General features: G+C 73.1%; 2 protein-coding genes (1 of these 2 only partly in view). Both read left to right on the top strand.

What is annotated here, in order from left to right; all coding sequences use genetic code 11:
• A protein-coding gene (locus tag ACRAKF_RS30680; RefSeq protein WP_447040837.1) for a non-ribosomal peptide synthase/polyketide synthase crosses the window boundary here: on the top strand, nt 1–5,939 show its 3' end. It extends 11,533 nt beyond the left edge of the window; only the last 5,939 of its 17,472 coding nucleotides appear in the window; its start codon lies beyond the left edge, outside the window; its stop codon occupies nt 5,937–5,939.
• Nucleotides 5,936–13,126, top strand: coding sequence for an amino acid adenylation domain-containing protein (locus tag ACRAKF_RS30685; RefSeq protein WP_447040839.1), 7,191 nt, complete (start codon nt 5,936–5,938; stop codon nt 13,124–13,126). The genes ACRAKF_RS30680 and ACRAKF_RS30685 overlap by 4 nt, the downstream gene beginning before the upstream one ends.
• Nucleotides 13,127–13,208: the final 82 nt, after the last annotated feature.

Raw genomic sequence — 13,208 nt, forward strand, 5'->3', positions numbered from 1 at the left:
TGCTCACCAGCCACATCGAGAACCTGGCGATGGACACGTCGAGCCGGGTGCTGCAACTGATGTCGCTCAGCTTCGACGCGGCCGTCGCCGACGTCACCCAGGCGCTGGTCTCCGGGGCGACGCTGGTCCTCGGCCCCGCCGACGTCAGGCTCACCGGTGACGAACTCGCGGATCTGCTGACCGGGCGGGCCGCCACCCACGTACTGCTGCCGCCGCCGCTCCTCGCCACCGTGCCCGAGGAACGGGCCACGACCCTGCGGACCGTCATGACCGGCGGCGACGCCTTCGGACCCGAACTGGCCCGGCGCTGGACCCGCGGCGGGCGCAGGGTCATCGACGCCTACGGCCCGACCGAGGCCACGGTCACCGCGACCATGAGCGCACCCCTCGCCGAGGGCGAGGCACCGCACATCGGCCGGCCGGTGGCGGGCACCCGGGTGTACGTACTCGACGAGGGACTGCGTCCGGTGCCCCCGGGCGTCGGCGGCGAGCTGTACATCGCCGGCGCCGGTCTGGCCCGCGGCTATGTGCGGCGCGCCGCGCTGACCGCGGAGCGTTTCGTGGCCTGCCCGTTCGGCGGGCCGGGGGCGCGCATGTACCGCACGGGCGACCTGGTGCGCTGGCGCCGCGACGGCACGCTGGAGTTCCTGGGCCGGGCCGACGACCAGGTCAAGATCCGCGGTGTCCGCGTCGAACCGGGCGAGATCCGGGCCGCCGTCGCGGACCTGCCCGGCGTCGCGCGGGCCGAGGTGGTGGTGCGCGAGGACACCCCGGGGGACCAGCGCCTCGTCGCCTACGTGGTCCCGGCGGACGGTGCGTCGCCGACCCCTGCGGCGCTCCGCGCAGGCCTGGCCCTGACGCTCCCCGGCCATCTGCTGCCCTCGGCGTTCGTGCTCCTCGACGCCGTGCCGCTGACCCCCAACGGCAAGCTCGACCGCACGGCGCTCCCGGTACCCGAGCACACCGCCGAGGGCCCGCGGCGGGAACCGCGCACACCCCGCGAGGAGATCCTGTGCGCCCTCTTCGCCGAAGTGCTCGGTGTGCGGCAGGTGTCCGTCGACGACTCGTTCTTCGACCTCGGCGGACACTCGCTCCTCGCCACGCGGCTCGCCGGCCGCATCCGGACCGTCCTGCGCACCGAGGTCGCCGTCCGCACCCTCTTCGACTCCCCGACCGTCGCCGGGCTCGCCGCCGCGCTCGACGGCGCCGCCGGCACCCGCGCCCCCCTCACGGCAGGCCCCCGGCCGGACCGCACCCCCCTGTCGTACGGACAGCAGCGGCTGTGGTTCCTCAACCGCTTCGAGGGACCCGGCGCCGGCTACAACATGCCGCTGTCCCTGCGGCTGTCCGGACCGCTGGACCGCGCGGCCCTGGCCGACGCGCTGCACTCCGTCGTGGTCAGGCACGAGCCGCTGCGCACCGCCTTCGGCGAGGACGACCAAGGTGCCTACCAGCGGGTGCTGGACGCGGACGAGGCGGACATCCGGCTCGCCGTGCTGCACGTCACCGAGGAGGAACTCGACGACAGGCTGGCGGTGGAGGCCCGGCATCCGTTCGACCTGAGCACCGAACTCCCGCTGCGGGCAACGCTGTTCGCACTCGCGGAGGACGAGCATGTCCTGCTGCTGCTGATGCACCACATCGCCGCGGACGGCTGGTCGATCCCGCTGCTCGCCCGCGACCTGACCCGCGCCTACACCGCCCGGCTCAAGGGGGAGGAGCCCGATACGCCCGGCCTCCCGGTGACGTACACCGACTACACGCGCTGGCAGCGGGAGCTGCTCGGCTCCCAGGACGACCCGGACAGCGAGATCGGCGCCCAGCTCGCGTACTGGACCCGGGAGCTGCGCGGGCTGCCGGAAGAGCTCGCCCTGCCCACCGACCGCCCCAGGCCCGCCTCTCCCTCCTACCGGGGGGACCGCTTCGAGATCACCGTCCCCGACGCGCTGCACGCCCGGCTGAGAGAGGTCGCCCAGGCGCACGACGCCAGCGTCTTCATCGTGCTCCAGGCGGCCCTGGCCACCCTGCTGTACCGCATCGGCGGCGGCAGCGACATCCCGGTGGGCTCCCCCATCGCCGGGCGCACCGACGAGGCGCTCGACGACCTCGTGGGATTCTTCGTCAACACCCTGGTGCTGCGCACGGACGTCTCGGGCGGACCCACCTTCGCCGAGCTCGTCGAACGGGTCCGCGAGACCGTCCTGAGCGCCTACGCCCACCAGGACGTGCCCTTCGAACGGCTGGTGGACGCCCTCAGCCCGGAACGCACCCTGGCCAGGCACCCGCTCTTCCAGGTGGTGCTCTCGCTCAACAACACCGACCCGGTGGCGCCCGGCGGCGACGCGGGGAGCCACGGCCTGCGGGTCACCGCACACCCCGTGGGGACCGGCACCTCCGGCTTCGACCTCCTCTTCGGTTTCGGCGAGGTCCCCGCCAGGGACGGCGCCCCGGGCGGCATGTACTGCTCGGTGGAGTACAGCACCGACCTCTTCGACGAGGGCACCGTACGGGCCGTCGCCGACCGCTACCTGCGTCTCCTCGACGCCGTGACGAGCGACCCGGAACTCTCCGTCGACCTGGTCGACGTCCTGGAACCGGCCGAACGCGAACTCGTCCTCGGCACGTGGAACGACACCGCGCGCGAGCTGCCCCGGGAGACCTGGCCGAGCCTGTTCGAGGCACAGGTGCGGCGCACACCGCACGGCACCGCCGTCGAGTACGAGTCCACGGCGGTGTCGTACGCGGAACTCGACGCACGGGCGAACCGGCTCGCCCACCACCTCATCGACCTGGGCGTGGGACCCGAACAGTTCGTGGCCGTGGCACTGCCCCGCACCGACGAACTCGTCGTCGCGCTGGTCGCCCTGCTCAAGGCGGGCGCGGCCTACCTGCCCATCGACCCCAACTACCCCGCCGAGCGCATCGCGTACATGCTCGGCGAGGCCCGCCCCGCGCTGTTCGTGACCACCGCTCCGACGGCCGCCACCCTGCCCGCCGGCGACGCGCCCCGGCTGCTGCTCGACGACCCGGCGACGCGTTCCGCCGTCGCCGCGCGGCCCGCCCACGACCCGGCGGACACCGACCGGACGGCGCCGCTGCGGCTCGACGGCGCCGCCTACACGATCTACACCTCCGGCTCGACCGGCCGCCCCAAGGGCGTGGTCGTCCCCCACACGGGCCTGGCCTCGCTCGCCGCCGCCCACGCCGAGAAGCTGGCCCTGGACGACGCGAGCCGGGTGCTCCAACTCGTCTCGCCCAACTTCGACGCCGCCATCGGCGACTTTGTGATGACGCTGCTCACGGGGGCCACCATGGTCCTCGGGCCGGTGTCGGGGCTCGTCGGCGGCGACGAACTGGCCGACCTGATCACCCGGGCGCGGGTGACGCACACGGCGCTCCCGCCGACGCTCCTCGCCACCCTCGACCCCGAGCGGGCACCCACGCTGCGCGGAGTGCTGATGGGCGGCGAGTCCTTCTCCGCCGAACTGGCCCAGCGGTGGTCACAGGCGGGGGTCCGGGTCATCAACGTCTACGGCGCCACGGAGTCGACCGTACTCACGACCATGAGCGACCCGCTGCGCGGTGACACCGTGCCGGACGCCGGAGGCCCCATCCCCAACGACCGCCTCTACGTCCTGGACAGCGCACTCAACCCGGTGCCGCCGGGCGTCACGGGCGAGGCGTACCTCGCGGGCGAGGGGGTGGCAAGGGGCTATCTGAACCGGCCGGGACTCAGCGCCGAACGGTTCGTCGCCGACCCGTTCGGCCCCGCGGGCGCCCGCATGTACCGGACGGGCGACCTGGTGCGCTGGACCTCCGACGGCTCGGTGGTGTTCGTCGGCCGCGCCGACGAGCAGGTCAAGATCCGCGGTTTCCGCGTCGAACTCAGCGAGATCGAGGCGGTACTGGCTCAGCACACCTCGGTCGCGCAGGGCATGGTGACGGTCCGCGAGGACCGCTCCGGTGACCGACGCCTGGTCGCCTACCTCGTGGGCGCCGCCGGAGAGGTCGACCCGGGCGAGATCCGCGCCCACCTCACCCGCAGCCTGCCCGACTACATGATCCCGGCCGCACTGATCGGCATCGAGGAGTTCCCGCTCACCCCCAACGGCAAGCTCGACCGCACGGCGCTGCCCGCACCCGACTTCGGTACCGGATCACCGGGCGGGGCAGAGCCGGGCAACGAGCGCGAGCGGCTGCTGTGTGAGCTGATCGCCGACGTCCTCGGCCTCGAAGAGATCGGCGCCGACCAGGAGTTCTTCGCGCTGGGCGGCGACAGCATCATGTCCATCCAGCTGGCCAGCCGGGCCCGCAGGCGGGGCCTGGTCATCTCGGCGAAGGACGTCTTCGAGCACAAGACCGCCGCCGCGCTCGCCCGCGTCGCCACCGAGACCGACGGCGCGAGCGTCGAGGAGGAGGGCGCGGGCATCGGGCCGCTCCCGCTGACACCGATCATGCACTGGTTCGCCGAACTGGGCGGACCCGTCGACGAGCTCCACCAGTGGCGGGTGCTCCAGGCGCCGGACGGCTGCGACCAGGACCGTCTGACGGCCACCGTGCAGGCCCTGCTCGACCACCACGACGCCCTGCGGCTGCGCCTCACCGTCGACCCCGGCGGGCCGCGGGAGGGCGAGGGCGCGGGCGACGGCTGGCGGCTGGAGGTCAGCGGCCCCGGCACCGTCCCGGCCGGCCCCATGGTGCGGCGCGTCGACTGCGCGGGCATGGACGAGGACGCCTGCCTCAAGCTGATGGTCGAGCACGCGCACGCCGCGCGGGAGCGGCTCTCCCTCGAGGCGGGCACTCTCGTACAGGCCGTGTGGTTCGACCGGGGAGCGGAAGAGGCAGGGCGGATCTTCCTGAGCGTCCACCACATCGCTGTCGACGGAGTGTCCTGGCGCATTCTGCTGCCGGACATCGAAGAGGCGTGGCAGGCGGTGGCCGCCGGGCAACCGCCCGCGCTCCAGCCGGTCGGCACGTCCCTGCGCGGCTGGGCCCTGCGGCTGGCCGACTGGGCGCAGCATCCGGCGCGGGAGACGGAACTCGCCCACTGGCAGGAGGTGCTGTCCCACGACGAACCGCTCATCGGGAAGCGGCCGCTCGACCCGGAGCGCGACGTGAACGAGCGCGGCGCGACGCTCGCCCGCTCGCTCTCGCCCGACCTCACCCAAGCGGTGCTGACCACCGTTCCCGAGACCTTCCGCACCGGTGTCGACGAAGTCCTCCTCACCGCGCTTGCCATGGCCGTCGCCGAGCTGCGGGGCGACGGCACCACCGGAGTCCTGGTGGACCTGGAAGGCCACGGCCGCGAGGAGGAGACCCTGCCGGGCACCGAACTGTCCCGGACCGTCGGCTGGTTCACCAACATGTACCCGGTGCGCCTGGACACCGGCGTCTACGACCACGCCGAGGCCCTGGCCGCCGGGCCCGCCGCGGGCCAGGTGCTCAAGCGGATCAAGGAGCAGTTGCGCGCCGTACCGGAGAACGGGATCGGCTACGGCGCGCTGCGCCACCTCAACCCCCGCACGGCGCGCGGACTCGCCGGACGGCCCGGGGCCCAGATCGGCTTCAACTACCTGGGCCGGTTCACCGAGACGGAGACCACCGAGGGCTCGACCGACTGGTCGGTCCTCGCCGACCTCAGCGGAGTCGGCGGCCAGGCGCCCGGAATGCGGCTGCCGCACGCCGTCGACCTGGCGGCCGTGACCCGGGACGGCGCGAACGGACCCGAGCTGACGGCCCACTGGCTCTACGCGAAGCACGTGCTCTCCCAGGAGGAGGTACGCCGCCTCGCCGACGCGTGGTTCAGAGCGCTTGAGGCACTGGTGGAGCACGCCCGTCGGCCGGCCACCGGCGGATACACCCCCTCGGACATGCCTCTGGTGGAGCTGAGCCAGAGCGAAATCGATCTGCTGGAAGGCGACTGGAGGATGTCGGAATGAGTCAGCCCGGGCTGGAGGAAATCCTGCCGCTGTCACCGCTGCAGGAAGGGATCTTCTTCCACAGCGTGTACGACGAGACGGCACCGGACCTGTACGCGGTGCAACTCGTCGTCGATCTGGAAGGGCCGCTGGACCGCGTGGCCCTCAGGGCGGCGGCGGACGGCCTGCTGCGTCGCCACGCGAACCTGCGGGCGAGCTTCCGCTACGAAGGGGTCAACCGCCCGCTCCAGATCATCCACCGCGAGGTGCGGGTGCCCTGGAGGGACGTGGACCTCACCCCGCTGAAGGAGGAGGACCGCGCGGCCGAGGCCGACCGCGTCGTCACCGAGGACCGGGCCCAGCGCCTCGATCCGGCCAAGCCGCCCCTGATGCGCTTCACGCTCGTCCGCATCGACGACGACCACCACCGCTTCCTGCTGACGTTCCATCACATCCTGCTCGACGGCTGGTCGCTGCCGGTCCTGTGGCGGGAGCTGTTCGCCCTCTACGGCAGCAAGGGCGACCCGTCGAAGCTGCCGCACGTCCGCCCGTACCGCGACTACCTCGCCTGGCTCCAGGGCCAGGACCGGGTCGCCGCGGAGAACGCCTGGCGGGAGGCGCTGGCCGACCTTCAGGGACCGACGCTGGTCGCGCCCGGCGCGGGCTCGGGGACGAAGGTGCCGGGGCAGGTCAACGTACGGCTGTCCCGGGAGGTGACCGAGCGGCTCACCGACTGGGCCCGCGACGAGGGCCTGACCATGGGCACCGTCCTCCAGGGCGTCTGGGCCGTGGTGCTCTCCCGCCTCACCGGACGCGACGACGTGGTGGCCGGGGTCACCGTCTCGGGGCGGCCGTCCGAGATCGACGGCATCGAGGGCATGATCGGCCTGTTCATCAACACGGTGCCCATGCGCGCCAGGCTCCGGCCGGCCGAACCGATGGCCGCGTTCCTGCGGCGGCTCCAGGAGGCGCAGACCCGCCTGCTGCCGCACCAGCACATCGGCCTCGCCGACATCGGCAAAGCCGTCGGGGCCGAGGGCCGCGGCGGACTCTTCGACACCCTCACCGTCTTCGAGAACTACCCCGGAGGCGGCGGCGGGGGAGCGTCGTCCGCGGCCCTGAAGGTGACCCGGGTCGACAGCCAGGACGCCAACCACTACCCGCTGTCGCTCATCGGCGCACCGGGCGAGCGCATCTGGCTGCGCCTCGACCACCGCCCCGACCTGTACGACGAGACCGCGGCGCGGCAGATCATGGACCGGGCCGTGCGGGCCCTCGAAGCGGTGGCGGCCGACCCCCGGAGCCCGGTCGCCCGGATCACCGCCGCGTGCGAGCCGGGCGGCGGCACACTTCCCCCGGGCCTGGCCGGAGCCGAGCGGGCCGTCCCCGACGCTCCGCTCGCCCGGCTCTTCCGGGACCAGGTCCTGCGGGTGCCCGACGCCCCGGCCCTGGTCCACGACGGCGGCGAGGTCACCTACGCCGAGCTCGACGAGCGCGCCAACCGGCTCGCGCACCACCTGATCGACGAGGGCGTGCGCCCCGACTCCCCGGTCGTGCTCCTGCTGGACCGCTCGCCCGAGGTCCCCGTCGCCGTCCTCGGCGTCCTCAAGGCGGGCGGCCACTACGTGCCCCTGCACCACAGCTACCCGCTGGAGCGGATGAGGCAGGCCGTCGCCGACGTGGGGGCGCGGGTGGTGGTCACCGACCTGGCCACGGCCCCGCGCGCCGCGGAACTCGGCCTGCGTACCGTCGTCGTGGACGGGCCGGACGGCCAGGAGTGGCCGTCCACCGACCCCGGCGTGTCCGTGAGCGCCGACCAGGCGGCGTACACGATGTTCACCTCCGGCTCCACCGGCAGGCCCAAGGGCGTGGTGGTGACCCAGCGAGGCGTCGCCGAACTCGCCCTCGACACCCGCTGGCGCGGCGGCGCCCACGAGCGGGTCCTGATGAACGCGACGCTCGCCTTCGACGCCTCCACCTACGAGCTGTGGGTCCCGCTCCTGGCCGGACACCGGATCGTCGTCGTCCCGCCGGGCGAGGTGGACGTGGACGCCGTGGAGCGGACCGTCACCCGGCACCGGGTCACCGGCGCCCTGCTGACCACCGCGCTGTTCAACCTCCTCGCGGAGGAGCGCCCCGGCGTCTTCGCCGGTATGCGCGACATCACCACGGGCGGCGACGCGGCCTCGGCCGAGGCGTTCCGCAGGGTCCTCGAACACTGCCCCGGCGTCACCGTGTCGAACCTGTACGGCCCGACCGAGATCACCATGAACGCCACCCACCACGCCGTCACCGACGCCGGTTCGCTCGGGTCCGTGGTCCCCATCGGCGGCCCCATGGACAACACCCGGCTGTACGTCCTGGACGCGAACCTGCTGCCCGTGCCCGACGGCGTGCCGGGGGAGCTCCACGTCGCGGGCGCCGGCCTGGCGCGCGGATACGCGGGCCGCACGGCCCTGACCGCGGAGCGGTTCGTCGCCGACCCGTTCGGGCCGCCGGGCTCGCGGATGTACCGCACCGGCGACCTGGTGCGGCGCACCGCGGACGGCGTCCTGGAGTTCGCGGGGCGCGCCGACCACCAGGTCAAGATCCGCGGCTTCCGGATCGAACCGGGCGAGGTGGAGTCCACCGTCACCAGGCACCCCGCGGTCGGCCAGACGGTGGTCCTGCCGCGCCTGGACAGGGCCGACGAGAAGCGCCTGGTGGCCTACGTGGTGCCCGCGTCCGGCGGCGAGGACACCCTCGACGTCGAGGAGCTGCGCGCGCACACCGCGCAGTCCCTGCCCGGCTACATGGTGCCCACCGCGTTCGTACCGCTCCTCTCGCTGCCCCTCCTGCCCAACGGCAAGGTCAACCGCAAGGCCCTCCCCGAACCCGACTGGGACACCGCTGTGCTCGGCCGCGGCCCGCGCGGCCCCCGCGAGGAGATCCTGTGCGGCCTCTTCGCCGAGGTGCTCGGAGTCGCCAGGGTCGGCATCGACGACGACCTCTTCGAGCTCGGCGGGAACTCGCTCATGGCCACCCGCCTGGTGAGCCGCATCCGCTCCACGCTCAAGACCGAACTCGCCATCCGCGAACTGTTCGAGGCGCCGACGGTGGCCGCGCTCTCCGAGGTCCTCGACCGCACCGGAGGCGTCCGCACCGGCATCCTGCCCGCATCGCCGCGCCCGGCGCGCGTCCCGCTGTCCTTCGCCCAGCAGCGCCTGTGGTTCCTGCACAAGGTGGAGGGGGCCAGTCCGACCTACAACCTCCCCGTGCCGCTGCGGCTGAGCGGCCGGCTCGACGACGCGGCCCTGAGCGCCGCGCTCACCGATGTCGCGGCCCGCCACGAGCCCCTGCGCACCGTGTTCGCCGAGGACGCCACGGGCCCGTACCAGAAGGTGCTGCCCGTCGCGCCCGTCGACGTGGAGACCGTGCCGACCACCGAGGAGCGGCTGCGCGGCCTGCTCGACGGGGCCGTGGAGCACCGCTTCGAGCTGAGCGGTGAACGGCCCCTGAAGGTATGGCTGTTCCGGCTGTCACCGACCGAGCACGTCCTGCTGCTGCTCATGCACCACATCGCCGCCGACGGCTGGTCGATGCCGCTGCTGCGGCGCGATCTGACCGTGGCCTACGCCGCGCGCGTCGCGGGCCGAGCCCCGAACTGGCAGCCCCTGCCGGTGAACTACGGCGACTACGCCGTCTGGCAGCGGGAGATGCTGGGCTCGGAGGACGTCCCGGACTCGGCCATGTCCCGCCAACTGGCCCACTGGAGAGAGCAGCTCGCCGGCCTGCCGGAGGAGCTCGCGCTGCCCGCCGACCGCGAGCGCCCGCGCGTGTCGAGCGGCGACGGCGGCATGCTGATCTTCGACGTGCCCGAGCGTACGCACAGCGGCCTCGCGCGGCTCGCCCGCGACACCCGCTCCACGATGTTCATGGTCGTCCAGGCCGGACTCGCCGGACTGCTGTCCCGGCTCGGCGCGGGAACGGACATCCCCATCGGCACGCCCATCGCGGGGCGCACCGACGACGCCATCGGGGAACTCGTCGGCTTCTTCGTCAACACCCTCGTCCTGCGCACCGACGTGTCGGGCGACCCCACCTTCAAGGAACTCGTCACCCGGGCCCGCGACACCGACCTGGCCGCCTACGCGCACCAGGACATCCCCTTCGAGCGCCTCGTCGAGGTGCTCAACCCGGAAAGGTCGCTGTCCCGCCACCCGCTCTTCCAGGTCCAGCTCTCCTTCAACAACAACGACCAGCAGGCCGCCGCGAGCGTGCAGGGCCGGCTGCCGGGGCTGACCGTCACCAACGAACCGGTCACCGTCAACACGGCCAAGTTCGACCTGCTGTTCTCCTTCGCCGAGCGGCGCGGCGCCGACGGCACACCCGCCGGAATGCAGGCGTCGTTGGAGTACAGCCGCGACCTCTTCGACGACCGCACCGCCCGGTCCCTCGTGGACAGCCTGCTCAGACTCCTCGACATCGCCGTGGAGAACCCCGCCGCGCGGGTGCGGCGCATCGACGTGCTCTCCGCCGAGGAGCGCCACCAGGTCCTCACCGGGTGGAACGACACCGGCGGCGAGCGGCCGTGGCAGAGCCTGCCGGAGCTGTTCCAGCGGCGGGCCGCGCTCGTCCCCGACACCCCCGCCGTGGTGTGCGAGGAGGTGGCCCACGACGGCACCCCCGGGCCGGTCGAGCGGCTGACCTACGCCGAGCTGAACGCGCGCGCCAACCGGATCGCCCGGCTGCTCATCGACCTGGGGGTCGGCCCCGAGACCTACGTGGCCGTGGCCATGCCCCGCTCCCCGCTCCTGGTCACCGCCGTATGGGCGATCCTGAAGACCGGCGCCGCCTACGTGCCGGTCGACCCCGCCCAGCCGGCCGAACGCATCGCCTACCTGCTCTCCGACGCCGAACCCACCGTGGTGCTCACCACCGTGGCGCTCGCGCACCTCCTGCCCGGTGAACCCACCGACCACCTGCTGCTCGACGACCCGGCCGTACTCGACACGTTCGCCGCCTACCCGGACACCGACGTCACCGACACCGAACGCCCGCCGCTGCTGCCCGACCACCCGCTGTACGTCATCTACACCTCGGGCTCCACCGGGCTGCCCAAGCCCGTCGTCATGCGGGCCTGCGGTCCGGCGAACCTGATCGCCTGGCAGGACGCGCTGCTGCCGCGGAACAGGGTCACCGCCCAGTTCGCCCCCATCGGCTTCGACGTGTCCGTCCAGGAGATCCTCTCCGCGCTGGTGTACGGCAAGACGCTGGTGCAGTGCCCCGAGGACGTACGGCGCGACTCCGAACGCCTGGTGGCCTGGCTCGACCGCCACCAGGTGCAGGAGCTCTTCGCGCCCAGCCTCGTCGTGGAGGCGATCAGCGAGGCGGCCCTCGAACGCGGCATGGACCTCCCCGCACTCCGCGACATCGTGCAGGCCGGGGAGGCGCTCATCCCCAGCGAGTCCGTCCGGGCCTTCCACGCGCGCGCGGCGGGCCGCCGCATGCACAACCAGTACGGCCCCGCCGAGACCCATGTGATGACCGGCTGGGTCCTGCCGGAGGACGCCGCACAGTGGCACCCCGTCCCCACGATGGGCGGGCCCATCGCGGGCGCCCGGCTGTACGTGCTCGACGAGGCGCTGCGCCCGGTCGCGGCAGGCCGCTCCGGCGAGCTGTACCTCGCGGGAAGCGGTGTGGGCCGCGGCTACCTCAACCGTCCGGGCATGACGGCCGAGCGCTTCGTCGCCGATCCGTTCGGCCCGCCGGGCGGGCGCATGTACCGGACGGGGGACGTGGTCCGCTGGACGCCCGAGGGGCAGGTCCGCTACATGGGCCGCGCCGACTTCCAGGTGAAGATCCGCGGTTTCCGCGTCGAACCGGGCGAGGTGGAGGGCGTGCTGACCCGGCACCCGGCCGTGGCCAAGGCGGTCGTCCTGGCCCGCGACGAAGGCCGGGGCGAGAAGCGCCTCGTCGCCTACGTGGTGCCGGACGGGCCGGCGCGGGAGCCCGGAGCGGTCCCCGGCGACGAGGAACTCGCCGCGCACGTCCGGCAGAGCCTGCCGGACTACATGGTCCCCTCGGCCTTCGTGACCGTCGACGCCTTCCCGCTGACCCGCAACGGGAAGCTGGACCGCCGCGCACTGCCCGCGCCGGGGCTGCGCCCCGCTTCCCTCGTCCACCCCCGCACGCCCGAGGAGAAGGTGCTCGCCGACCTCTTCGCCGAACTGCTCGGCGTCCCCGCGGTCGGCATCCACGACGACTTCTTCCGGCTCGGCGGCCACTCCTTCCTGGCGACCCGGCTCGTGCGCCGCGTGCAGTCGGACCTCGGGGTGGAGATCTCCGTACGCACGGTCTTCGAAGCGCCGACCGTGGCCGGGCTCGCCCGGGAACTGGGCTCCGACACCTCGCGGGACCCGCTCGCCGCGCTGCTGCCGCTGCGCCCCAGAGGAGAGCGCCCCGCCCTGTTCTGCGTCCACCCGGGCTCCGGCACGAGCTGGTCCTTCGCCGGTCTCCTCACGCACCTGGACACCGACCAGCCCGTCTACGGGCTCCAGGCCAGGGGGCTGACCGAGCCCGACGAGATGCCGGGCACGATCAAGGAGATGGCCGCCGACTACATCGAGCGGATGCGCACCGTACAGCCGGCCGGGCCGTACGCGGTCCTCGGCTGGTCGTTCGGCGGCCTGGTCGCGCACGCCATCGCCGTCCAACTGGAGGAGATGGGCGAGGAGGTGAGCGTGCTCGGCATCATGGACACCTTCCCGCCCGACCTGGAGGCCGAGGCGCCCGACTGGTCCGACGAGGAGATCATCGCGCCGCTCCTCGCGGACGGCTTCGACTTCGACCTGACGCAGCTCGCCGAGGACCGCGAAGCCGTCCTGGGCCGCTACGCGGCCTACCTCGACGAGGAGAACAGCCGGCTGGCCGCGCTGGGCGAGGCGGGTCTGGTGAAGAGCATGAACGCCTATGTCCACAACAACCGCCTGATGCGGACGTTCGATCCGGGCGTCTTCGGCGGGGACCTGCTGTTCTTCACCGCCGCCCGCCCCACCCCCGGCATCAGCCACCCCGACGAGGTGCGCGAGAGACTGGTGCCCGAGTCATGGCGGCCCTACGTCAAGGGCACCATCACCGACCACGTGGTGGACACCACGCACGGCGGGATGCTCGCCGACACGGAAGCCGTCGCCGCCATCGGCAGGGCACTCGCCCGGGAGCTGTGAAAGAGACCCGATGACGGTGGGACATTTGGCTGCCGCTTAATGACGGTGCCCCTTTCGACGGCCGGTGCTAGCTTCGGTGCCG

It is taken from the genome of Streptomyces sp. DSM 118878 (genome assembly GCF_052936595.1).

Excerpts from the sequence above, each read along its gene's own strand:
- ACRAKF_RS30685 (WP_447040839.1), top strand. The coding sequence starts at position 5,936 with ATGAGTCAGCCCGGGCTGGAGGAAATCCTGCCGCTGTCACCGCTGCAG.